This window comes from Enterobacter cloacae complex sp. OE43NF, assembly GCF_023544405.1.
Taxonomy (GTDB): Bacteria; Pseudomonadota; Gammaproteobacteria; order Enterobacterales; family Enterobacteriaceae; genus Enterobacter; species Enterobacter cloacae.
The window spans coordinates 1-23,820 of sequence record NZ_JAMJFW010000060.1; the positions used below are offsets into that span (position 1 = coordinate 1).

23 protein-coding genes and 1 tRNA gene are annotated in these 23,820 nt (G+C 54.5%); 18 read left to right on the forward strand and 6 right to left on the reverse strand.

The window, feature by feature from the left end:
• Nucleotides 1-31: 31 nt before the first annotated feature.
• On the reverse strand, nucleotides 32-802 hold the full coding sequence (locus tag M8370_RS20520) for an amidohydrolase (protein ID WP_058651600.1): 771 nt from the start codon (nucleotides 800-802) through the stop codon (nucleotides 32-34).
• A 107-nt stretch (nucleotides 803-909) separates the two neighbouring features.
• Nucleotides 910-3,354, reverse strand: coding sequence for an acyl-CoA dehydrogenase FadE (gene fadE / locus M8370_RS20525; protein WP_250021652.1), 2,445 nt, complete (start codon nucleotides 3,352-3,354; stop codon nucleotides 910-912).
• 239 nt (nucleotides 3,355-3,593) lie between these two features.
• Here fadE and lpcA point away from each other — a divergent pair, with 239 nt between their 5' ends.
• Complete coding sequence (gene lpcA / locus M8370_RS20530; protein ID WP_013095727.1) at nucleotides 3,594-4,172, forward strand: D-sedoheptulose 7-phosphate isomerase; 579 nt, start codon at nucleotides 3,594-3,596, stop codon at nucleotides 4,170-4,172.
• Nucleotides 4,173-4,225: 53 nt separating this feature from the next.
• Nucleotides 4,226-4,993: a class II glutamine amidotransferase gene (locus tag M8370_RS20535; protein WP_013095728.1), complete on the forward strand. Its 768-nt coding sequence runs from the start codon at nucleotides 4,226-4,228 to the stop codon at nucleotides 4,991-4,993.
• Here the strand turns inward: M8370_RS20535 and dpaA are convergent.
• Nucleotides 4,964-5,704: a peptidoglycan meso-diaminopimelic acid protein amidase gene (dpaA, locus tag M8370_RS20540; protein WP_013095729.1), complete on the reverse strand. Its 741-nt coding sequence runs from the start codon at nucleotides 5,702-5,704 to the stop codon at nucleotides 4,964-4,966. The genes M8370_RS20535 and dpaA overlap by 30 nt on opposite strands.
• Before the next feature lie 298 nt (nucleotides 5,705-6,002).
• On the opposite strand from dpaA, the gene M8370_RS20545 reads away from it, so the two are divergent.
• Genes M8370_RS20545 through nqrM form a run of 7 tightly spaced genes read left to right on the forward strand, consistent with a single transcriptional unit; the run spans nucleotide 6,003 to nucleotide 12,045 of the window.
• Entirely contained in the window at nucleotides 6,003-7,346 is a 1,344-nt protein-coding gene (locus tag M8370_RS20545) for a Na(+)-translocating NADH-quinone reductase subunit A (RefSeq protein WP_020686313.1), read from the forward strand.
• A gap of 2 nt (nucleotides 7,347-7,348) precedes the next feature.
• Nucleotides 7,349-8,584, forward strand: a complete 1,236-nt coding sequence (locus tag M8370_RS20550; RefSeq protein WP_023620470.1) for an NADH:ubiquinone reductase (Na(+)-transporting) subunit B — start codon at nucleotides 7,349-7,351, stop codon at nucleotides 8,582-8,584.
• Nucleotides 8,577-9,371, forward strand: coding sequence for a Na(+)-translocating NADH-quinone reductase subunit C (locus tag M8370_RS20555; RefSeq protein WP_013095732.1), 795 nt, complete (start codon nucleotides 8,577-8,579; stop codon nucleotides 9,369-9,371). The genes M8370_RS20550 and M8370_RS20555 overlap by 8 nt, the downstream gene beginning before the upstream one ends.
• On the forward strand, nucleotides 9,364-10,002 hold the full coding sequence (locus M8370_RS20560; RefSeq protein ID WP_013095733.1) for an NADH:ubiquinone reductase (Na(+)-transporting) subunit D: 639 nt from the start codon (nucleotides 9,364-9,366) through the stop codon (nucleotides 10,000-10,002). Before M8370_RS20555 ends, M8370_RS20560 begins: the two co-directional genes overlap by 8 nt.
• Nucleotides 10,003-10,008: 6 nt before the next feature.
• On the forward strand, nucleotides 10,009-10,605 hold the full coding sequence (gene nqrE, locus M8370_RS20565) for an NADH:ubiquinone reductase (Na(+)-transporting) subunit E (protein WP_013095734.1): 597 nt from the start codon (nucleotides 10,009-10,011) through the stop codon (nucleotides 10,603-10,605).
• A gap of 10 nt (nucleotides 10,606-10,615) precedes the next feature.
• Nucleotides 10,616-11,839: an NADH:ubiquinone reductase (Na(+)-transporting) subunit F gene (gene nqrF, locus M8370_RS20570; protein ID WP_014830784.1), complete on the forward strand. Its 1,224-nt coding sequence runs from the start codon at nucleotides 10,616-10,618 to the stop codon at nucleotides 11,837-11,839.
• A complete protein-coding gene (gene nqrM, locus M8370_RS20575) occupies nucleotides 11,839-12,045 on the forward strand; it encodes a (Na+)-NQR maturation NqrM (RefSeq protein WP_020686315.1) in 207 nt (68 codons plus the stop codon). The genes nqrF and nqrM overlap by 1 nt, the downstream gene beginning before the upstream one ends.
• 48 nt (nucleotides 12,046-12,093) lie before the next feature.
• Here nqrM and M8370_RS20580 read toward each other — a convergent pair whose 3' ends face one another.
• On the reverse strand, nucleotides 12,094-12,957 hold the full coding sequence (locus tag M8370_RS20580) for a glycerophosphodiester phosphodiesterase family protein (protein ID WP_250021653.1): 864 nt from the start codon (nucleotides 12,955-12,957) through the stop codon (nucleotides 12,094-12,096).
• A gap of 157 nt (nucleotides 12,958-13,114) precedes the next feature.
• On the opposite strand from M8370_RS20580, the gene dinB reads away from it, so the two are divergent.
• On the forward strand, nucleotides 13,115-14,173 hold the full coding sequence (gene dinB / locus M8370_RS20585; protein ID WP_038982941.1) for a DNA polymerase IV: 1,059 nt from the start codon (nucleotides 13,115-13,117) through the stop codon (nucleotides 14,171-14,173).
• Between the two features lie 61 nt (nucleotides 14,174-14,234).
• Here the strand turns inward: dinB and pepD are convergent, their stop codons facing one another.
• Nucleotides 14,235-15,692, reverse strand: coding sequence for a cytosol nonspecific dipeptidase (gene pepD / locus M8370_RS20590; protein WP_250021654.1), 1,458 nt, complete (start codon nucleotides 15,690-15,692; stop codon nucleotides 14,235-14,237).
• Nucleotides 15,693-15,952: 260 nt separating this feature from the next.
• Here pepD and gpt point away from each other — a divergent pair, with 260 nt between their 5' ends.
• The 3 genes from gpt to crl all read left to right on the forward strand — a co-directional run bounded on the left by gpt (nucleotide 15,953) and on the right by crl (nucleotide 18,219).
• Nucleotides 15,953-16,411 carry a xanthine phosphoribosyltransferase gene (gpt, locus tag M8370_RS20595; RefSeq protein WP_003863205.1) on the forward strand — a complete coding sequence of 153 codons (459 nt, stop codon included), beginning with the start codon at nucleotides 15,953-15,955 and terminating at the stop codon, nucleotides 16,409-16,411.
• Between the two features lie 104 nt (nucleotides 16,412-16,515).
• Nucleotides 16,516-17,760, forward strand: coding sequence for an esterase FrsA (gene frsA, locus M8370_RS20600; protein ID WP_023620942.1), 1,245 nt, complete (start codon nucleotides 16,516-16,518; stop codon nucleotides 17,758-17,760).
• 57 nt (nucleotides 17,761-17,817) lie between these two features.
• Nucleotides 17,818-18,219, forward strand: a complete 402-nt coding sequence (crl, locus tag M8370_RS20605; RefSeq protein WP_023620943.1) for a sigma factor-binding protein Crl — start codon at nucleotides 17,818-17,820, stop codon at nucleotides 18,217-18,219.
• Nucleotides 18,220-18,320: 101 nt separating this feature from the next.
• Here crl and phoE read toward each other — a convergent pair whose 3' ends face one another.
• Entirely contained in the window at nucleotides 18,321-19,373 is a 1,053-nt protein-coding gene (gene phoE / locus M8370_RS20610) for a phosphoporin PhoE (RefSeq protein WP_013095744.1), read from the reverse strand.
• A 304-nt stretch (nucleotides 19,374-19,677) separates the two neighbouring features.
• Between phoE and proB the strand changes: the two genes are divergently transcribed.
• The 5 genes from proB to M8370_RS20635 all read left to right on the forward strand — a co-directional run.
• Nucleotides 19,678-20,781, forward strand: a complete 1,104-nt coding sequence (gene proB / locus M8370_RS20615; protein ID WP_013095745.1) for a glutamate 5-kinase — start codon at nucleotides 19,678-19,680, stop codon at nucleotides 20,779-20,781.
• An 11-nt stretch (nucleotides 20,782-20,792) separates the two neighbouring features.
• On the forward strand, nucleotides 20,793-22,046 hold the full coding sequence (proA, locus tag M8370_RS20620) for a glutamate-5-semialdehyde dehydrogenase (RefSeq protein ID WP_094085005.1): 1,254 nt from the start codon (nucleotides 20,793-20,795) through the stop codon (nucleotides 22,044-22,046).
• A gap of 111 nt (nucleotides 22,047-22,157) precedes the next feature.
• Nucleotides 22,158-22,233, forward strand: a tRNA-Thr gene (locus tag M8370_RS20625).
• 163 nt (nucleotides 22,234-22,396) lie between these two features.
• Nucleotides 22,397-23,566: a tyrosine-type recombinase/integrase gene (locus tag M8370_RS20630; RefSeq protein WP_137582972.1), complete on the forward strand. Its 1,170-nt coding sequence runs from the start codon at nucleotides 22,397-22,399 to the stop codon at nucleotides 23,564-23,566.
• A gap of 72 nt (nucleotides 23,567-23,638) precedes the next feature.
• A partial coding sequence (locus M8370_RS20635) for an HAD family hydrolase (RefSeq protein ID WP_250021655.1) occupies nucleotides 23,639-23,820 on the forward strand: 182 nt, incomplete at its 3' end.

The following is a 23,820-nucleotide window of genomic DNA, read 5'->3' on the forward strand; positions in this document are numbered from 1 at the left end:
TTTGGGAGAGGGTTGGGGTGAGGGGAAAATGTCACCCAATACTAAACGGATCCGCATCCTGCCATGCGGGGAACTTCTCGCGATACTCCTTCAGCGCCGTCAACGACAGCTCGGCATCAATGCGCGTCGCCTGATGCGGTTCGGCGGTGGCGATGATCTCGCCCTGCGGATTCACCACCCGGCTATCGCCCCGGTAGTGATGTCCGTTGCCGTCTGTTCCCACGCGGTTACACCCCACCACGTACGCCTGGTTTTCAATTGCGCGTGCCACCAGCAGCGACTGCCAGTGCAGGGAGCGCGGCGCAGGCCAGTTGGCGACATACAGCGCCAGGTCGTAATCGTTGCGGTTGCGCGACCAGACCGGGAAGCGCAGGTCGTAACAGACCAGCGGCAGAATACGCCAGCCGCGCCATTCAAACACCACACGTTCGTTGCCGGCTTCGTAGTGATGATGCTCATCGGCCATGCGGAACAGGTGTCGTTTATCGTAAAAATGGACCTTCCCCTCCGGCTCAACCAGCAGGAAGCGGTTCACCGGGCCGCGTTCCGTTTGCAGGGCGGCGCTACCGGCGATCAGCGCGTTGGTCTGCTGCGCTTTGGCGTGCATCCAGGCGACCACCTCATCCTGCGGCATCGACTGTTGTGCGGCTTCCATCGCGAAGCCCGTGGTGAACATCTCCGGCAGGACAATCACATCGCGCCCGGTAATGCCTTCCAGTTGACGATCAAAGTGGCGCAGGTTGGCAGGGCCATCCATCCACACTAAAGGTTGCTGCAAAATAGAAATCTTCAGACCAGGCACAATTCAGACTCCTCAAACGACCCTTTTTGACACTGTAGCACGACATAAAGAGAAAAGATGGCAATAAAAAACCCCGCTAGTGGCGGGGTTTTTCAGGACGAAACGCGTTAAGCGGCTTCAGGTTTGCGGTGTTTCTCCGGCAGCTTTACCGGCTGTGTCGCCAGCTCATCCGGTTCGAAATCATCGACGTTAATGCTGCGCAGACGGCTCTCTTCGGCTTTCACCAGGAGTGCGGCTTCGCTGTTGTCAATGATGCCACCCGCCAGTGCCTGTTTCGCCAGTTCATCCAGGCGGGTAAACGGCAGGTTTTTGCCCAGCTGTTTACAGATCTTCTGGTGAATCGGGTCGGCGGCCATCACGTCCAGCAGCGCCTCTTCCAGCAGACCCACCGGGTTATGTGGCGTTGGCGCCAGATACTGACCGCGGCCGATACGTGAGCGGGTTGCGCTCGGTACCTGCAGGATCTTCGCCACTTTATGATCCAGCTTGTCAGACGGCGCCAGATGATGACGACCGGTCGGGAAGATCGCCACGCGCAGGGCACCTGCCACCAGACGGTTAGGGAAGTTCACCAGCAGATCGTCAATCGCCTGCTCGGCCTGATACAGCGCATCCTGCACCCCCCAGTGCACCAGCGGCAGATCCGCTTCCTGACGGCCTTCGTCGTCGTAGCGTTTCAGTACCGCAGAAGCCAGGTAGAGCTGGCTCAGCACATCACCCAGACGGGCAGAGATGCGCTCGCGACGCTTCAGGCTACCGCCCAGCACCGCCATGGAGACGTCGGACAGCAGCGCCAGGTTGGCGCTCAGCCGGTTCAGATGCTGGTAATAACGTTTTGTCGCATCATGGGTTGGCGTGGCGCTGGTCAGCCCGCGGGTCAGACCCAGCCAGAAGCTGCGCACTTTATTGCTGCCTACATGACCGATATGTTTGAACAGCAGCTTGTCGAAGGCATCCACGTCGTTGTTCTGCGCGGCGGCCATCTCTTCCAGCACGTACGGATGGCAGCGAATCGCCCCCTGGCCGAAGATCATCATGCTGCGGGTCAGGATGTTTGCCCCTTCTACGGTGATGGCGATCGGTGCGCCCTGATAGCCACGCGCCAGGAAGTTGCCTTCGCCGAGCATAATGCCTTTACCACCTGCGATATCCATTGCATCAATGATCGACTGCTGTGCGCGGTGGGTGCAGTGGTACTTCACAATCGCGGACAGTACGGCCGGTTTTTCACCCAGCATAATGCCGTAGGTAATTAACGACGCGGCGGCATCCATCACGTAGGCGTTGCCTGCGATACGCGCCAGCGGCTCTTCGATCCCTTCCATCTTGCCGATGGAGATTTTGAACTGACGACGGATGTGCGCGTAGGCACCAATCCCCATCGCCACCGATTTCAGCCCGCCGGTTGAGTTCGACGGCAGAGTAATGCCGCGACCAACGGACAGACATTCCACCAGCATACGCCAGCCCTGACCGGCCATTTTCGGCCCACCGATGATGTAATCAATCGGGACAAAGATATCCTGACCGCGGGTCGGACCGTTCTGGAACGGCACGTTCAGCGGGAAGTGGCGACGACCAATTTCAACGCCCGGGGTAGAGGTGGGGATCAGCGCACAGGTAATGCCCAGATCTTCTTCACCACCCAGTAGTTTTTCCGGGTCGGAGAGTTTAAACGCCAGGCCCAGCACGGTAGCGACAGGCGCGAGCGTAATGTAGCGTTTGTTCCAGGTCAGGCGCATACCCAGCACCTGTTCGCCCTGCCATTCGCCCATGCAGACCACACCGGTATCCGGGATGGCGCCTGCATCGGAACCCGCTTCCGGGCTGGTCAGTGCGAAGCATGGAATTTCCTGACCGCGTGCCAGACGCGGCAGATAGTGATCTTTCTGCTCTTTTGTACCGTAATGCTGCAGCAGTTCGCCCGGGCCTAAGGAGTTAGGTACGCCCACGGTGATCGCCAGGATCCCGGAGACGCCAGCCAGTTTTTGCAGCACGCGAGCCTGAGCGTACGCGGAGAATTCCAGACCGCCGTACTCTTTTTTGATGATCATCGCGAAGAAGCGATGCTCTTTCAGGTATCCCCACAGCTCCGGCGGCAGGTCGGCCATTTCATGGGTGATGGCAAAGTCATTGGCCATACGGCAGGCTTCTTCTACCGGGCCGTCAATAAAGGCTTGTTCTTCCGCTGTCAGACGCGGTTGCGGGTAGTTATGCAGTTTTTTCCAGTCCGGGTTGCCCTGGAACAGATCGCCTTCCCACCAGGTGGTACCGGCGTCAATCGCTTCTTTCTCGGTGCGCGACATCGGTGGCATCACTTTGCGGAAACCTTTGAATACCGGCGCGGAGATCATCGACTTACGCATCGGGGCAAAGTTAAACGGCAGAAGGATGATGGCCAGCGGCACTAAAAGCCAGATATTCCAGAGACCTGCGACGCCAAGCACAGCCGTCCAGGCCAGAAGAATCAGGCTGCTCAGGAATAAACTTACACGGTGATAGAACAGCACACCGAGCAGGACAACGGTTGCGAGAATGCTCAAAATCATCATAAAGAAAAGCTCCCTTGCTTGTAGGAGGTCTGACCACTTGTGATGATATGGTTGTAGTTGATGTTATTTCCTTTAGCAATGTGTTTACAAAATAATTACAACCTGGTTCACATTGTTCGTTTGTTTGCCGGCACGAAAACGCAAAACGTCAGACGATTCGCATCCCTTTAGCTTCTCGCTTTTATTGCTATCCGGTACACTCCACTGTGTTATCTCATCAATACTGAAGGATTATCCTCATGTACCAGGATCTTATTCGTAACGAACTGAACGAAGCGGCGGAAACGCTGGCTAACTTTCTGAAAGATGATGCCAATATTCACGCTATTCAGCGCGCGGCGGTCCTGCTGGCCGACAGTTTCAAAGCCGGTGGCAAAGTGCTCTCCTGCGGTAACGGGGGGTCCCACTGCGACGCTATGCACTTCGCAGAAGAGCTAACCGGGCGTTATCGTGAAAACCGTCCGGGCTACCCGGCGATTGCGATCTCCGACGTGAGCCACATCTCCTGCGTGGGCAACGATTTCGGTTACGACTACATCTTCTCCCGCTACGTTGAAGCGGTTGGTCGTGAAGGTGACGTGCTGCTGGGTATCTCCACCTCTGGCAACTCTGGTAACGTGATCAAAGCGATTGCGGCGGCGCGTGAAAAAGGGATGAAAGTCATCACCCTGACGGGCAAAGATGGCGGTAAGATGGACGGTACCGCGGACGTTGAAATCCGTGTTCCGCACTTCGGTTATGCTGACCGCATTCAGGAAATTCACATCAAAGTGATCCACATCCTGATCCAGCTGATCGAAAAAGAGATGGTTAAGTAAGGCTTCGCTGGGGGGCACCGGTGCCCCCCGCAGTTGTGGAGTGGAGGTAATCTATGTGCGAACTGCTCGGGATGAGCGCCAATGTGCCAACCGATATCTGCTTTAGTTTCACCGGGCTGGTACAGCGCGGTGGGGGAACCGGGCCGCATAAAGACGGCTGGGGTATCACCTTCTACGAAGGCAAAGGGTGTCGCACGTTCAAGGATCCACAACCCAGCTTTAACTCACCGATTGCCAAGCTGGTGCAGGATTACCCCATTAAATCCTGTTCGGTCATCGCCCATATTCGTCAGGCAAACCGCGGCGAAGTGGCGCTCGAAAACACCCATCCGTTTACCCGTGAGCTGTGGGGCCGTAACTGGACCTACGCGCATAACGGGCAACTTACGGGCTATAAGTCGCTGGAGACCGGTAATTTTCGCCCGGTTGGCGAAACCGACAGCGAAAAAGCCTTTTGCTGGCTGCTGCATAAGCTGACAGAGCGTTATCCGCGCACCCCTGGCAACATGGCGGCGGTATTTAAATATATTGCGTCGCTGGCGTCTGAACTGCGCGAGAAGGGCGTGTTTAACATGCTGTTGTCTGACGGGCGCTATGTGATGGCGTTCTGCTCGACGAACCTGTTCTGGATCACCCGCCGTGCACCGTTTGGCGTGGCAAAGCTGCTCGATCAGGATGTGGAAATTGATTTTCAGAAAGAGACCACACCAAACGATGTGGTCACTGTTATCGCCACGCAGCCGCTGACCGGCAACGAGACCTGGCAGAAGATTATGCCAGGCGAGTGGGTGTTATTTTGTCTCGGGGACCGTGTAATTTGATGCCAGCTGTGGGTGGACAACTTCGTGGCTCAGCGGTTTGCTGACCACATAACGGCCATCCACAACCGAGACGACAGGCGGCTTGTGCGTCTGCTCGAAATAGTCATAGCCCGGTTTTAGCTGTTTCCAGAAATCCGCGTAGTAAGAGTACTTGTGACGCGCCATGTTGGCATCGGTCATGCGGAACGGATAGATGCTGACCTGAACGTTTGGCTGACCAAAGACCAGTGCGCCCGTGACAAACTGGAAAATCTCATCAATGCCGGAATCGGTCATCGCGTAACAGCCGATGGACACACAGGCACCGTGGATCATCAGATACTTACCTTCGTAACCGTGCGCACGGTCAAAGGCATTCGGGAAGCCGATATTAATCGCTTTATAGAAACGGCTATCCGGCTTTAGCTGGTTACGCTGAACGTTGTAAAACCCTTCCGGGCTTTTGAAATCGCCCTGACGCTGTTTTGGCCCCAGACCACCGGAATAGTTACAAATCTTGTAGCTGTCGAGCAGCTGATATGTCTCACCCATTTTCACAAACAGGTCGAGTGTGCGTTCTTCCTTGAAGATTTGAATATAAACGGGGGATCCCATTAGCTGCTGTTTATATTCTTTGCTCACAGGCGTGGTTGAACTGTTGCTGCTGAGCAGCCCGGCAAACGACACGCACGGAATCAGGAGCATCGCAATGAACAATGCGATTTTACGCATACTACAAGTTCCTTGATAAAACTAAGACCAACTTGCCAGAACGGCAAAAGAGACCCGAAATCAGATTAATCTGTTAGGAACGCTCACATTAGCACCGCTATAGATTTTCGCAAGAGCGGAGCTGTTAGTTTACAAATTAGTTTTACTTTATAACCCATCAAAATCGCGCTGGCTCCAGGAACTTTGCGTATCAGTTCGCAATTTGACACCTGCAGCTGAGTTTTATCTGCCCGGAAAACGCCGGAAATGGTACACTTCACGCCCTCAGAATAGTTGTTCACGGAAACTTGCTAACCACATGTTTAAAATAAGAAAAGGACTTGACCTGCCCATCGCAGGCGTGCCCGAACAGCACGTTTCGGCAGGCGCAAGCGTTCGCCATGTTGCCATTCTGGGCGACGATTACGTGGGGATGCGCCCCTCAATGCTGGTCCAGCAGGACGATCGCGTCATTAAAGGGCAGGCGCTCTTCGAAGATAAAAAAAATCCCGGCGTGATGTTTACCGCCCCTGCCAGCGGCACCGTTGTGGCGATCAACCGTGGCGAACGCCGCGTGTTGCAGTCGGTGGTTATCCGCATTGAAGGGGATGAACAGCGTGAGTTTGCCCATTATGAGGCCGCAGACCTCGCGGCGTTGAGCCGTGAAACCGTTCAGGCGCAACTGCTGGACGCCGGTTTGTGGACCGCATTTCGCACACGCCCTTTCAGCAAAACGCCTGTGCCTGGCACGGTTCCGGCCGCTATTTTCGTTACGGCAATCGACACCAACCCACTCAGTGCAGACCCACAGCCGGTTATTCTGGCACAACGTCAGGCCTTTGATGCCGGGCTGACCGTTCTCACGCGGCTGACGCCCGGGAAAGTCCACGTGTGCCAGGCCAGTGCCGGTAAACTTGGCGGCCATCCGCAGGGACAGGTGACGTTTAATGAATTTGCAGGCCCGCATCCGGCGGGGCTGGCGGGAACGCATATTCACTTCCTTGAGCCGGTCAGCCTGACAAAACAGGTCTGGCACCTTAACTATCAGGACGTGATTGCCATCGGCAAACTCTTTACCACCGGTAAGCTCTGCACAGAGCGAGTGATCGCGATTGGCGGGCCGCAGGCGGCAAACCCGCGCCTGGTGACAACGCTGTTGGGTGCGGATATCAATGAACTGCTGGACGACGAAACCAAAGCGGGTGAAAACCGTCTGATTTCCGGTTCGGTACTCAGCGGCCGTCATGCCGTTGGGCCGCAGGCCTATCTGGGACGCTTCCATCTGCAGGTGAGCATTGTGCTGGAAGGGCGTGAGAAAGAGCTCTTCGGCTGGGTGCTGCCAGGTGCAGAAAAGTATTCCGTCACCCGCACCACGCTCGGCCACTTCCTGCGTCATAAGCTGTTCAACTTCTCCACCAGCACAAACGGCGGTGAGCGTGCCATGGTGCCGATTGGCAACTACGAGCGTGTTATGCCGCTTGATATTCTGCCCACCGTGCTGCTGCGCGATCTGCTTGCCGGGGACACCGACAGCGCCCAGGCGCTGGGTTGCCTGGAGCTGGACGAAGAAGATCTGGCGCTCTGTACCTATGTCTGTCCGGGAAAATACGAATATGGACCGGTATTGCGCGAGGTGTTAACCCGCATTGAGCAGGAAGGATAACCATGGGCTTAAAACACCTCTTTGAAAAAATAGAGCCGCATTTTACCGAGGGTAAACTGAAGAAGTACTACCCGCTGTATGAAGCGACGACGACCATTTTCTACACGCCAGGTCTGGTGACGAAAGGCGCGGCGCACGTTCGTGACGCCATCGACCTGAAGCGAATGATGATTCTGGTCTGGTTTGCCGTCTTCCCGGCAATGTTCTGGGGCATGTACAACGTGGGGCTGCAGACCATTCCGGCGCTGCATCATCTGTACGATGCTCAGCAACTGGCGCAGGTGATCCAGTCTGACTGGCATTACCGTCTGGCGCAGTCGCTTGGCGTGAGTTTTGCCCCAGACGCGGGCTGGGTCAGCATGATGACGCTGGGGGCGGTGTTCTTCCTGCCGATCTACATCACGGTATTTATCGTGGGTGGGTTCTGGGAAGTGCTGTTTGCCATTATTCGTAAACATGAGATCAACGAAGGCTTCTTTGTTACTTCCATTCTGTTTGCCCTGATTGTCCCGCCAACGTTACCGCTCTGGCAGGCCGCGCTGGGGATCAGCTTTGGTGTGGTCATCGCGAAAGAGATCTTCGGGGGAACCGGGCGTAACTTCCTCAACCCTGCGCTGGCAGGGCGTGCGTTCTTGTTCTTTGCCTATCCGGCGCAAATCTCCGGCGATCTGGTCTGGACCGCTGCGGACGGCTTCTCTGGGGCGACACCGCTTTCACAATGGGCGGCGCACGGCGGTGAAACGCTGGTGAACAATGCGACAGGCCAACCCGTTACCTGGTTTGATGCGTTTATGGGCAACATCCCGGGCTCCATTGGGGAGGTCTCCACGCTGATGATTTTGATTGGCGGGGCGATCATCCTGTTTGGTCGCGTGGCCTCCTGGCGGATTGTCGCCGGTGTCATGATCGGCATGGTGCTGACTGCCACACTGTTCAACCTTATCGGTTCCGCCACCAACCCGATGTTCTCCATGCCCTGGTACTGGCATCTGGTGCTGGGCGGTTTCGCCTTCGGCATGATGTTCATGGCCACCGATCCGGTCTCTGCTTCCTTTACTGACAGAGGGAAATGGAGCTATGGCGTGCTCATCGGGGTGATGTGTGTCCTGATTCGTGTGGTCAACCCGGCCTATCCGGAAGGGATGATGTTGGCCATTCTGTTTGCCAACCTGTTTGCACCACTGTTCGATTATCTGGTCGTGCGCGCCAACATTAAGCGGAGGAAGGCACGTGGCTGAAATCAAAAATAACGACAGCATCGGCAAAACGCTGCTGGTGGTGCTGGTCCTGTGTCTGGTCTGTTCCATTGTGGTGGCTGGTTCTGCCGTGGGGTTAAAGCCGCGACAGCAGGAGCAGCGCGCGCTGGATAAACAGCGCAACATCCTGGCCGTCGCCGGGCTGATGCAGGAAGGGATGAGTGCAGACGATGTGTCGGCCGTCTTTGCTGAGCGCATCACCGCGCGTCTGGTGGATTTAAAAACGGGTCAACTGCTGGATAAAGATCCGGCGAAATACAACCAGGCGCTGGCATTAAAAGACCCGCAGATGAGCATGACGCTGGACGCATCTCAGGATCCGGCGGGCATTAAGCGTCGCAGCAATCTGGCTGAAATCTACCTCGTACGTGATGAGCAAAAACAGGTGCAGGAAGTGGTGCTGCCCATCTACGGCAACGGCCTGTGGTCAATGATGTACGCCTTCGTGGCGCTTGATACGGATGGCCGCACCGTGAAAGGCATCACCTACTATGACCAGGGTGAAACGCCGGGGCTCGGTGGCGAAGTGGAGAACCCTAACTGGCGCGCGCAGTTTGTCGGGAAGAAAGTGCTCGACGACAGCGGAGCGCCTGCGCTGAAGGTGATGAAAGGGTCTGCGCGTCCTGACGATGTCTATGCCGTTGACGGGCTATCCGGGGCCACGCTCACCTCCAAAGGGGTGCAGCACAGTTTTGATTTCTGGATGGGCGAACTCGGTTTTGGTCCTTTCCTGAAAAATGTACGTGAAGGAGCGCTGAACCATGGCTGATACGGGTGAACTGAAAGAAGTTAAAAAGGTGCTGATTGGCCCACTTTTAGCCAATAACCCGATAACGCTGCAGGTGCTGGGTGTGTGTTCAGCCCTGGCGGTGACCACCAAGCTGGAAACGGCGGTGGTGATGACGCTGGCAGTAACGCTGGTAACCGCGTTTTCCAGCATGTTTATCTCGATGATCCGCCACCATATCCCCAACAGCGTGAGGATCATCGTGCAGATGGCGATCATCGCCTCGCTGGTGATCGTGGTCGATCAGCTGCTGCGAGCCTTTGCCTATGAAATATCGAAACAGCTTTCGGTATTTGTGGGCCTGATTATCACCAACTGTATCGTGATGGGGCGTGCAGAAGGCTATGCCATGAAAATGCCCCCGCTGGCGAGCTTTATGGACGGCATCGGCAACGGCCTCGGCTACGGCGTGATCCTGCTGTCCGTAGGGTTCCTGCGTGAGTTGATTGGCAGCGGTAAGCTGTTTGGCATCACGGTGCTGGACACGGTACAGAATGGCGGCTGGTATCTGCCAAACGGCCTGTTCCTGCTGGCTCCAAGCGCATTTTTCATTATCGGTTTGCTGATCTGGCTAATTCGTACCCTGAAGCCAGAACAGCAGGAAAAGGAGTAACCGACAATGGCTCATTACCTGAGTTTATTTGTGCGCGCGGTGTTTGTTGAAAACATGGCGCTCGCGTTCTTCCTCGGCATGTGTACGTTCCTTGCCGTGTCCAAAAAGGTATCGACAGCATTTGGCCTGGGCATAGCGGTTACCGTGGTGCTTGGCCTGTCGGTGCCGATCAACAACCTGGTGTACAATTTTGTCCTGCGCGACAGCGCGCTGGTGGAGGGGGTGGATCTCAGCTTCCTGAACTTCATCACCTTTATCGGTGTGATTGCGGCGCTGGTGCAAATCCTTGAGATGATCCTTGATAAGTATTTCCCGTCACTCTACAACGCGCTGGGGATCTTCCTGCCGTTGATCGCGGTGAACTGCGCCATCTTCGGTGGCGTCTCGTTTATGGTTCAGCGTGATTACAACTTCAGCGAATCAATTGTGTATGGTTTCGGCTCCGGGATCGGCTGGATGCTGGCTATCGTCACCATGGCGGGGATCCGCGAAAAAATGAAATATGCCAACGTGCCTGCAGGCCTGCGTGGCTTAGGGATCACCTTTATCACCACCGGTCTCATGGCGCTGGGCTTTATGTCCTTCTCCGGTGTGCAGCTATAAGGGCTAACTGATGGAAATTATGCTTGGCGTGGCGATGTTCACGCTGATTGTACTGGTGCTGTCGGGGTTGATTCTGGTGGCGCGCGCGAAGCTGGTGAATTCCGGCGATGTCATTATCGATATCAACGATGAACCGCAAAACCAGATCCGCACACCAGCCGGCGATAAACTGCTGAATACGCTTGCCGGCAACGGCATCTTCGTCTCTTCGGCCTGCGGCGGCGGTGGCTCCTGCGGGCAGTGCCGCGTAAAGGTGAAAGAGGGCGGTGGCGATATTCTGCCCACTGAGCTGTCGCACATCACCAAGCGTGAGGCGAAAGAGGGCTGCCGTCTGGCCTGCCAGGTCGCGGTGCGCCAGAACATGAAAATTGAACTGCCGGAGGAGATTTTCGGCGTTAAAAAATGGGAATGCGAAGTTATCTCCAATGATAACAAAGCCACGTTTATCAAAGAGCTTAAACTGCGGGTGCCTGAAGGAGAGAGCGTTCCGTTCCGGGCGGGGGGCTATATCCAGATTGAATGTCCGGAGCACACCGTAGCCTATGCTGACTTCGACGTGCCTGATGAATACCGTGCCGACTGGGATAAATTCAACCTCTTCCGCTTTGTCTCTGAGGTTAAAGAGCCCGCGCTTCGTGCTTACTCCATGGCGAACTACCCGGAAGAGAAGGGTATCATCATGCTTAACGTGCGTATCGCCACGCCGCCGCCAGCGGTACCGCATGCGCCGCCGGGCGTCATGTCATCGTATATCTGGTCATTAAAACCGGGCGACAAGGTGACCATCTCCGGCCCGTTTGGCGAGTTCTTTGCGAAAGAGACCGATGCCGAAATGGTATTTATCGGCGGTGGTGCAGGTATGGCGCCGATGCGTTCGCACATTTTCGACCAACTCAAGCGGCTTGGCAGTCAGCGTAAAATCAGCTTCTGGTACGGGGCGCGTTCGCTGCGTGAGATGTTCTATGATGATGAGTTCGAACAGCTGGCGCGTGAAAACCCTAACTTCACCTTCCATGTGGCGCTCTCCGATCCGCAGCCGGAAGATAACTGGACCGGCCATACGGGCTTCATCCACAACGTGCTGTATGAAAACTACCTCAAACAGCATCCTGCGCCGGAAGACTGCGAGTTTTATATGTGTGGTCCGCCAGTGATGAACGCCGCAGTGATCAAGATGCTTAAAGATCTGGGCGTGGAAGATGAGAACATCCTGCTGGATGATTTTGGAGGCTGATGATGCTGACGTTTCTGGCAACCTTCGCGGTCTTTGTACTGGTCATATTCGGCATGTCGTTAGGCTGGATCATCAAGCGCAAAAGCATTCAGGGCAGCTGCGGTGGGATCTCGTCCATTGGCATGGAAAAAGTCTGCGACTGCCCGGAACCGTGCGATGCCCGTAAAAAAAGGATGGCGCGGGAGCAGCAGCGCCGAATTTTGTAAATCGCGACGTAACGATAACAGCAGGCCGCATTATTGCGGCCTGCTGGCTTATTTAGCCCACGCTTTTGCGGCGGCGGGCGAGTCGACCATCACCGCATCCGCCTGCAGCGCCTCTGCCTTTTTATAATCTTCGGCGGTGTTCACGCCCAGCAAGATAACGTGACTGTTGCCCTGCGAGCGGAAACAGTCCATGGATTCTTTATCCCATGTGAGGGTTGAGCGGGACACCCCTTCACCAAGGGTAAATTTCTCAACCACGTCAACGGTTCTGTTCAGCTCTAGCGCGTACCAGTACTCCTGCATCGTCTGCTCTGGTGGCAGGCACTGGTGGCTCAGCGATACCGTTACCAGCCTGGAGCGCGTTTCACTTCGGGTAACAAAGTGTGGGATTGCTGCCGGAAGCGAGGCAAGATAACGGTCCTCAGTAGAATAAACCCTCACCCGCCCCAGACTCTGTGTCTCATTAAGCACCGCAAGAAGCGCTTTTCCCATCGTGGCCGGATCGGCGTCAGGTGATTTGATATCAATATAAAACCGGGTTTGTGGCCAGGTTTCCAGCACGCTTTTCAGGGTGGGGATCGTCACCCCTTTGCCACGCCACGGATGGGTTTCACCGCCCCAGCTCCAGCCAGCGTCAACTGCCGATAACTCCGCAAGCGTGTAGTCCGAGATTTTGCCTGTTTTGTTCGTCAGCGCTTTTAAATCAGAAGGACGATACAGGACCGGAACGCCATCTTTACTGAGCTGCACGGTTATCCAGACTGCCTGAGCCTGATTCTCTAAGGCCAGTTTGATCGCTTGTACTGTGTTTTCTGGCGCATCGGCTGTTCCGCCCCGGTGAGCAACGATCTGTGGGCCAGCGAAGCTCGTTCCCGTCACGAGCAGCAGAGAGAGCGCGAGTATTTTTCTCATGAATTTATATCCTTATTCACATAAAAAATTAATATATACAACAAGTTACGTGTTGTTTTTTGTATCATATTTTTATGACAAATAAGAGAAGGTAAATCTGCTGTCGCATTTTTTAGACTTTGATATACTGTATATAAATACATGTGTGGTGGTCGTAATGCGCAAAATAATCCATGTCGATATGGACTGTTTTTTTGCCGCAGTGGAGATGCGTGACAACCCGGCGCTGCGGGATATTCCTATTGCCATTGGCGGTAGCCGTGTCCAGCGCGGTGTAATCAGCACCGCCAACTATCCTGCGCGCAAATTTGGCGTGCGCAGCGCCATGCCTACCGCCATGGCCCTTAAGCTCTGTCCTCATCTCACGCTTTTACCCGGTCGCTTTGAGGCGTACAAAGAAGCGTCCCTGCATATCCGCGAAATCTTCTCTCGCTACACCTCACTGATTGAACCTCTGTCGCTGGACGAAGCTTATCTTGATGTCACCGACAGCGTGCACTGTCACGGCTCCGCGACGCTGATGGCGCAGGAGATCCGCCGGACTATCTTCCAGGAGCTGAATCTGACCGCGTCGGCAGGGGTCGCACCGGTGAAGTTCCTCGCCAAAATAGCGTCCGATCTCAACAAGCCCGACGGCCAGTACGTTATTACCCCGGAAGAGGTCCCGGCGTTTTTAAAAACGCTGCCGCTCGGCAAAATCCCGGGCGTAGGCAAAGTCTCTGCGGCAAAGCTGGAAAGCATGGGGCTGCGAACCTGCGAAGATGTACAGCGCAGCGATTTAGCCATGCTGCTTAAACGCTTTGGAAAATTTGGCCGCGTGCTGTGGGAGCGCAGTCAGGGGATAGACGAGCGCAGTGTCAGCAGCGAGCGGCTGCGAAAGTCGGTCGGGGTTGAACGCACACTGATTGAAGATATTCATGACTGGTCTGAATGCGAAACCATCATTACGGAGCAGCTCTATCCTGAGCTGGAACGGCGCTTAATCAAGGTCAAACCGGACCTGCTGATTGCCCGTCAGGGCGTGAAGCTTAAGTTCAATGATTTTCAGCAGACGACTCAGGAGCACGTCTGGCCGCGCCTGAATAAAGAGGATCTCATCGCGACGGCGAAAAGGGCCTGGGATGAACGTCGGGGCGGGCGAGGGGTCAGGCTGGTGGGGTTACACGTTACCTTGCTGGATCCGCAGCTAGAACGTCAGCTGGTATTGGGATTGTAAAAAGGCCAGTGGCGCGACGTTGTTCACCCTCTCCCTTTGGGAGAGGGCTGGGGTGAGGGTATTACTTAGCAGGAATCGCTTTCAGCAGTTCAGTCAGCAGGGTCCAGTAATGGCCCACGCTTTCAATGTGAACCTGCTCATCCGGCGAGTGCGGCCCGGTAATGGTTGGCCCAATGGAGACCATATCCATGTTCGGGTACGGCTTCTTGAACAGACCACATTCCAGACCCGCGTGGATCACCTGAATGTTCGGGGTGCTGTTGAACAGACGCTGGTATGTTTCACGCACCAGTGCCATCACCGGGGAGCTTGCGTCCGGCTGCCAGCCTGGGTAGCTGCCTTTGGCAGAGGTTTTCGCACCGGCCAGCGTGCCCAGAGATTCCAGCATGCTCACTACGTACTCTTTACCGGTGTCGATAAGCGATCGGATCAGGCAGATGATCTCTGCGCTGTCGTCGCCCATGGTGACCACACCCACGTTCAGAGAGGTTTCAACCACGCCTTTCGCGACGTCTGAGTTGCGGATCACGCCGTTTGGCGTCGCGTTTAACAGCTGAATAAAGGTGTCACGAGACTGGGTGGTCAGCGCGGCTTTATCCGTGGACACAGACTCCAGCACTACGGTCAGGTTCTTCTCTTTCGCGGACAGTTCGTTTTTCAGGATATCCAGATAGACGCTGGAGAGCTTTTTCAGCTCGTCCGCTCTGGCAGCTGGAACGGCTACCGTCGCGAACGCTTCACGTGGGATTGCGTTGCGCAGCGTACCGCCGTTGAAATCGACCAGACGCAGGTCCAGATCAGCCGCGTGGCCCGCCAGGAAGCGTGCCAGCAGTTTGTTGGCGTTGCCCAGGCCTAAGTGAATATCACCGCCGGAGTGGCCGCCTTTCAGCCCTTTCAGCGTCAGCTTGAAGGTCTGGAAGCCAGCAGGCACCGCTTCACGGGAGAGCGGCAGGGTAGAGATAAAATCAATCCCGCCCGCGCAGCCCATGTAGATCTCGCCTTCTTCTTCAGAGTCGGTGTTGATCAGAATATCCGCCTGCAGCCAGTTCGCCTGCAGACCGAACGCACCGTCCATGCCCGCTTCTTCGGTCATGGTCAGCAGCACTTCCAGTGGACCGTGCTGAACGCTGTCGTCCGCCAGTACCGCCAGCGCAGAGGCCATACCGATACCGTTATCTGCACCCAACGTGGTGCCGCGCGCTTTCACCCAGTCGCCGTCGATGTACGGCTGGATCGGGTCTTTCGTGAAGTCGTGAACGGTGTCGTTGTTTTTCTGTGGCACCATGTCCAGGTGCGCCTGCAGCACAACCGGTTTACGGTTTTCCATGCCTGCGGTCGCCGGTTTGCGGATCAGAATGTTGCCAACCTGGTCGCGTTCAGCGTGCAGACCTTTTTCCTTCGCCCAACCCATAATATGTTCGGCAAGCTGTTCTTCATGGTAAGACGGGTGTGGAATGGAGCAGATTTTGGCAAAAATATCCCACAGCGGCTGGGGAGATAATTGAGACAGTTCAGACACGATAAGTCTCCTTGTCGATGCCCTGCAAAGCGAGTTGCAGGTCACAGGGTTAGCAGGTTAATAGTTACCACAAGTCAGGCTTGCGAGATGCAACTGAGAATACCACTTTCTCCGATGGCTGGTAGCATAAAGCATGTAAAAACTCAGGCAGAGGGCGCTAAACACTGGTTTTTAGTGCGTCAGATCTCTATAATCTCGCGCAACCTATTTCCCCCTCGAACACTTTTTAAGCCGTATAAAAACAGGCTGGGACACTTCACATGAGCGAAAAATACGTCGTCACCTGGGACATGTTGCAGATCCACGCACGCAAACTGGCCGCGCGTCTGATGCCTTCTGAACAGTGGAAAGGCATTATTGCCGTTAGCCGTGGCGGTCTGGTACCGGGGGCGCTGCTGGCGCGTGAGCTGGGTATTCGTCATGTCGATACCGTCTGCATCTCCAGCTATGACCACGACAACCAGCGTGAGCTGAAAGTGCTGAAACGCGCGGAAGGCGACGGTGAAGGTTTCATCGTTATTGATGACCTGGTGGATACCGGCGGTACCGCGGTGGCTATCCGCGAAATGTACCCAAAAGCGCACTTCGTCACCATCTTCGCGAAACCGGCGGGCCGCCCACTGGTGGATGATTACGTGATTGATATCCCACAGGATACCTGGATTGAACAGCCATGGGACATGGGCGTGGTCTTCGTACCGCCTATTTCCGGCCGTTAATTTCCGTACGTAACTTTACACGCCCGGCTATGCCGGGCGTTGTTCTTTTTATTCTGCCACGCGTTACAATGGACACTATATGACGTATCCATGGAGGCAACGCAATGACGCAGGCGAATCTCACCGAGACACTCTTCAAACCCCGTTTCAAGCACCCTGAAACCTCGACGCTGGTGCGTCGCTTCAATCCGGGGAACCAGCCTGCCGTCCAGTCTGCATTAGACGGTAAAAACGTGCCTCACTGGTATCGCATGATTAACCGCCTGATGTGGATCTGGCGCGGTATCGATCCGCGTGAAATCCTCGATGTGCAGGCGCGTATCGTCATGAGTGAAGCCGAACGTACCGACAGCGAACTCTACGATACGGTGGTGGGTTACCGCGGTGGCAACTGGATCTACGAATGGTCGAAACAGGCGATGCTCTGGCAGCAAAAAGCCAGCCAGGAAGAGGACGCCACCCTCAGCGGCAAGCACTGGCTGCACGCAGCCAATCTTTACGCCATTGCCGCCTATCCGCACTTAAAAGGGGATGAGCTGGCAGAGCAGGCGCAGGCGCTGGCAAACCGTGCCTATGAAGAGGCTGCCCAACGCTTGCCGGGCCGGATGCGCGAGCTTGAGTTCACCATCCCCGGCGGCGCGCCCGTGACTGGGTTCCTGCATATGCCTGAAGGCGACGGCCCGTTTCCGACCGTGCTGATGTGCGGTGGGCTGGATTCGCTGCAAATCGACTATTACAGCCTGTATGAGCGTTACTTCGCCCCAAAAGGGATCGCGATGCTGACGCTTGATATGCCCTCTATCGGTTTTTCCTCTAAATGGAAATTGACGCAGGATTCCAGTCTTCTGCACCAGCATGCGCTGAAAGCGCTGGAAAACATTCCCTGGGTCGACCACACCCGCGTCGCGGCGTTTGGTTTCCGCTTTGGGGCGAACGTGGCCGTGCGTCTGGCCTATCTTGAGGCGTCACGCCTGAAGGCCGTAGCCTGTCTTGGGCCGGTGGTTCACGCTCTGCTCAGCGATCCTGCCCGTCAGGGCAGCGTGCCGGAAATGTACCTCGACGTACTGGCCAGCCGCCTTGGCATGCATGATGCTTCAGACGAAGCGCTGCGCGTGGAACTCAATCGCTATTCGTTAAAAACGCAGGGCCTGCTGGGACGCCGGTGTCCAACGCCGATGCTGTCCGGCTTCTGGAAAAACGATCCGTTCAGCCCGGAAGAGGAGTCACGCTTAATCACATCGTCATCTGCGGATGGCAAATTGCTGGAAGTTCCCTTCAGCCCGGTGTATCAGAATTTTGACAAAGCATTAAAAGAGATTACGCGTTGGATCGCCCAGAGATTGTGTTAAGAGATTGCTAAATTTTGATGGTTTGGTAAAACAGTGGCTTCACAAAAGGAGATCGTAATGACGTTACCGAGTGGACACCCGAAAAGTAGATTGATTAAGAAGTTCATGGCTCTTGGCCCGTATATTCGAGAAGAGCAGTGTGAAGAGAATCGCTTTTTTTTCGACTGCCTGGCTGTATGCGTCAACGTGAAGCCTGCACCCGAAAAACGTGAATTCTGGGGCTGGTGGATGGAAATGGAAGCAGAAGAGAAACGTTTTACCTACAGCTACCAGTTTGGCCTGTTTAATAAAGACGGCAACTGGCAGGCCACCACCATCAAAGATCAGGAAGTGATTGACCGCCTGGAATATACCCTGAAAGAGTTCCACGACAAGGCGCGCGATTTACTGGCCACGCTGGACCTGAAGCTTGAGCCTGCCGATGATTTTTCCAGTGAAAAGGCGAAATTGACGGCGTAAAAATGAAATAATGCCGGGTGATGATCCCGCAGGCCCGGTAAGCGCAGCGCCTCCGGGCACAAAAAAACCGGCTTAATGCCGGTTTTTTTATTACTGCCGACTCAGAACTGGTAGGTCATACCCAGGGCAACGATATCATCGCTGCTCACGCCCAGTTTGTTATCGTCATCAATTTGGTTGATTTTATAATCAACAAACGCGGACATATTTTTGTTGAAATAATAGGTCGCGCCGACGTCGATATATTTCACCAGATCTTCATCGCCAATGCCTTCGATATCCTTGCCTTTAGACTGGACATAACCCAGGGATGGACGCAGACCGAAATCGAACTGATATTGTGCGACCACTTCAAAGTTCTGCGCTTTATTGGCAAAGCCGCCAGAAATTGGGGTCATATTGCGGGTTTCGGAGTACATCGCCGCCAGGTAGATATCGTTCGCATCATATTTCAGACCGGTTGCCCAGGCTTCGGCTTTTTTGCCTTCGCCGCGGGTCAGCAGGTTCTGCGCGTTGGTACGGTCAGAGTTGGTGTACGCGCCGCTTACCGCGAAATCGCTGCCGCCAAAGTCATAGGTCAGAGACGTACCAAAACCGTCACCGTTCTGTTTTTTGACGTCGCGGTTTTCGTTTTTACCCTGATATTGCAGGGTCATATCCAGACCATCAACCGCGCCAAAGAAGTCGGTGTTACGGTAAGTGGCAAGACCGCTTGCACGCTTGGTCATGAAGTTATCGGTCTGCGCGGAAGAGTCGCCGCCAAACTCAGGGAACATATCGGTCCACGCTTCCACGTCATACAGCGCGCCCAGGTTACGACCGTAATCCAGAGAACCAAAGTCTTTCAGCTTCAGACCGGCGAATGCCAGACGCGTTTTCTGAGTGGAGTCGCTCTCTGCTTTGTTGCCCGCAAATTCCGCTTCCCAACGGCCATAGCCCGTCAGCTGATCGTTAATCTGAGTTTCACCTTTAAAACCGAAACGCACATATGTCTGGTCACCATCTTTTGAATCGTCATCGCTGATGTAGTGCATTGCTTTAACTTTGCCGTACACGTCCAGTTTGTTACCGTTTTTATTATAAACTTCGGCAGCGTGAACAGATGCGGAAGCCACAACGCCCATAACCATTAATGCCAGAGTGCTCTTTTTCATTTTCGATCCTGTCTTATAAACGCGCTTAAAAATTCGCTGGACGATAAGCTCATGCTTAAGTCCCGTGAAAAAACAGAAAGGGTTTTAACGTTACGGAATGAAACTTTTATGACAAATTAAGATTAATTTTAAAAAACTGTGATTTATTATTTCGGTAATAAAATTGTCAAAATCCGCCGCTACGCTTCCTGATCCCGCGCAACAAAGTGTTTCGCGATGTGCTGTGGCAGTTGGCAACGGGCCTGACACCTGTTAAAACGTTCGTTCGACATCACTTTCCCTTATCGTTGAACGGCAGAGAATCATGAGTGACAGCCAGACGCTGGTGGTAAAACTCGGCACCAGTGTTTTAACAGGCGGATCGCGCCGCCTAAATCGCGCCCACATTGTTGAGCTTGTGCGTCAGTGCGCTCAGCTGCATGCCGCAGGGCATCGTATTGTTATTGTGACCTCCGGGGCGATTGCCGCCGGGCGTGAACATCTGGGTTACCCCGAACTCCCCGCGACGATCGCCTCTAAACAGCTGCTGGCCGCCGTGGGACAAAGCCGACTCATTCAACTCTGGGAACAGTTGTTCTCAATTTATGGCATTCACGTCGGGCAGATGCTGCTGACGCGCGCGGATATGGAAGACAGAGAACGCTTCCTGAACGCCCGCGATACGCTGCGCGCGCTGCTGGACAACAATATCGTCCCGGTGATTAACGAAAACGACGCCGTGGCTACCGCTGAAATCAAAGTGGGTGATAACGATAACCTCTCTGCGCTGGCGGCGATCCTGGCCGGTGCCGACAAGCTCTTGCTCCTGACCGACCAGCAGGGGCTGTTTACCGCAGACCCGCGCTCCAACCCGGAAGCTGAACTGATTACCGATGTACACGGCATTGACGATGCGCTGCGCGCCATCGCCGGCGACAGCGTCTCTGGCCTGGGAACGGGCGGCATGGGCACTAAACTGCAGGCGGCGGATGTGGCCTGCCGCGCCGGGATCGACACCATCATTGCGGCCGGCAGCCGTCCTGGCGTCATTGGCGACGTGATGGAAGGCATTTCCGTCGGCACGCGCTTCCACGCCCAGGAATCCCCGCTGGAAAACCGCAAACGCTGGATTTTCGGCGCGCCGCCGGCAGGTGAACTGACCGTGGATGAAGGGGCGACCGCGGCGATTCTGGAAAGAGGGAGTTCATTGCTTCCTAAAGGAATTAAAAACGTGACAGGCAACTTCTCCCGTGGTGAAGTTATCCGTATCCGTAACCTTGAAGGTCGCGACATCGCTCACGGCGTCAGCCGCTATAACAGCGATGCTCTGCGCCGTATTGCGGGTCACCACTCGCAGCAGATCGACGCCATTCTGGGTTACGAGTATGGCCCGGTTGCCGTGCATCGTGACGACATGATTATTCGTTAAGGAGCCAGAAAATGCTGGAACAAATGGGTGCCGCCGCCAAGGCCGCCTCTTACAAACTGGCGCTCCTTTCCAGCCGCGAGAAAAACCGCGTGCTGGAAAAAATCGCTGATTATCTGGAATCGCAGTCGCAGGAAATCCTCCTCGCCAACGAACAGGATCTGCTGGAAGCGCGCCGCAATGGTCTGAGCGAAGCGATGCTCGACCGTCTGGCATTGACCCCGGCACGCCTGAAAGGCATCGCCGACGATGTCCGTCAGGTTTGTAATCTGGCCGATCCGGTCGGGCAGGTAATCGACGGTGGACTGCTCGACAGCGGTTTACGTCTGGAGCGCCGCCGCGTGCCGCTCGGCGTTATCGGCGTGATTTATGAAGCCCGCCCGAACGTGACGGTAGATGTCGCTTCCCTGTGCCTGAAGACCGGTAACGCCGCTATTCTACGCGGCGGGAAAGAGACCTGGCGCACCAACGCCGCGACGGTGAAAGTCATCCAGCAGGCGCTGCAGGAGTGCGGCTTACCGGCAGGTGCCGTGCAGGCTATCGAAAGCCCGGACCGTGCGCTGGTGAACGAGATGCTGCGCATGGACAAATACATCGACATGCTGATCCCACGCGGTGGCGCGGGCCTGCACAAGCTGTGCCGCGAGCAGTCGACGATCCCGGTGATCACCGGCGGTATCGGCGTGTGCCATATCGTGGTGGACGAGAGCGCCGAAATTGCACCGGCGCTGAAGATTATTGTGAATGCCAAAACCCAGCGTCCAAGCACCTGTAATACCGTTGAAACGCTGCTGGTGCATCAGGGTATCGCGAACACCTTCCTGCCAGCCCTGAGCAAGCAGATGGCCGAGAGTGGCGTCACGCTGCATGCGGACGAGAAGGCGCTGGCGCTGCTGAAAGACGGCCCGGCGACGGTGGTGCCGGTAAACGCGGAGCAATATGACGACGAGTTCCTGTCTTTGGATCTGAACGTGAAGATCGTGGCCGATCTTGACGACGCTATCGCGCACATCCGTGAGCATGGTACTCAGCACTCTGACGCCATCCTGACGCGCACGCTGCGCAATGCCGACCGCTTTATAAACGAAGTGGATTCTTCTGCCGTGTACGTGAACGCATCAACCCGCTTCACCGACGGTGGACAGTTTGGTCTGGGCGCGGAAGTGGCCGTCAGCACGCAGAAACTGCACGCGCGTGGTCCGATGGGCCTGGAAGCGTTGACCACCTACAAGTGGATCGGCATCGGCGACGATACGATTCGTGCGTAAATAATCACGGGTGATGCAAAAATAGCCGTTTGATTCAAAAGGGCATTGACGCATCACCCGGATAGATCTAACCTTTTGCCCCGTGGTTACGCTCGTAACCGGCCTCTCAGGGCCGATATAGCTCAGTTGGTAGAGCAGCGCATTCGTAATGCGAAGGTCGTAGGTTCGACTCCTATTATCGGCACCATCTCAACTTCCTCAAACGTCCGTATCCATCCTTAACTCCCTTGTTTTATAACGATTTTACTGATTTTAAGTCCATCGTTGTCCGTAACCATCCAGTAGAATCCGATACAGAATGTGTATAGGATTGTGTATATGTTCCTGTTCGGTCTTGGATTCCTATACACATGCCTTTAAACGATATGCAGATTCGCCGCGCTAAGCCTGAAGATAAACCCTATACGCTTGGGGATGGGCAAGGCTTGTCATTGCTTATAGAACCTAATGGAAGCAAGAACTGGCGGTTCCGCTATCGCTTTGCCGGTAAACCCAAAATGATCTCGCTTGGCGTTTACCCAACGATCACCCTTGCCGATGCTCGTTCCCGTCGTGATGAAGCTCGCAAACTTGTGGCAGAAGGAAAGAACCCTAGTGAGGTTCGAAAAGAGCAAAAGCTGGCTCTGCAAACAGAGTCAGAGAACGCCTTTGAAAAGATAGCCAGAGAGTGGCATCAACTTAAATCTGCTAAATGGTCAGCGGGATATGCATCAGACATCATGGAAGCGTTTAAGAACGATATTTTTCCTTATGTCGGAACAAGGCCAGTGGGGGAGATTAAACCGCTAGAGCTGCTGAACGTTCTGCGTAAAATTGAGAAACGTGGTGCGTTGGAGAAAATGCGCAAAGTGCGACAGCGTTGCTCCGAAGTGTTTCGCTACGCTATTGCAACTGGTAGGGCGGAGTACAATCCTGCGGCTGATCTTTCCAGTGCCCTCGAAGTACATCAATCCAATCATTTCCCGTTCCTAAAAGCTGATGAAATACCTGATTTTCTTCGTGCCTTAGAGGGTTACTCCGGGAGTAAGCTTGTCCAGATAGCCACTAAATTACTGATGATAACGGGGGTGAGAACTATCGAATTACGCGCGGCATTATGGCAAGAATTTGATCTGGATAACGCTATTTGGGAAATTCCTGCCGAAAGGATGAAAATGCGCAGGCCACATCTTGTGCCTCTATCACATCAGGCGTTAGATTTGCTCAGTGAACTCAAGATAATGACAGGGAACTATCGTTATGTTTTTCCGGGGCGGAATGATCCGAACAAGCCTATGAGTGAAGCGAGTATCAATCAGGTTATCAAGAGAATCGGCTATGGTGGGAGACTCACTGGACATGGGTTTAGACACACAATGTCGACTATCCTCCATGAGCAAGGTTTCAACAGTGCGTGGATTGAAATCCAGTTAGCTCATGTGGATAAAAACACTATCCGAGGTACTTACAATCATGCAGTATATTTGTCAATGCGGAAAAATATGCTGGCATGGTACTCCGATTTTATATTTAACCCTTAGAGTTTCGTGTGATTTATATTACGCTTAGCCTATTAATTCAATCACAGCAAATTCATTTGTTAAGAGAAGATTATGAATAATTCAATTGAGGCAGTATTATTTGATCTGGATAACACGCTGGTAAATACTAATTCTTTAAAGGAATACAGAGAGGGGCCAAAGGAAAGGAGGCTTACGCAGGAAGAATTGAATACAACAAAATTATACCCTAAAACAAAAACAGTTTTAGAATCCTTTAAGAATTCGAATGTTTT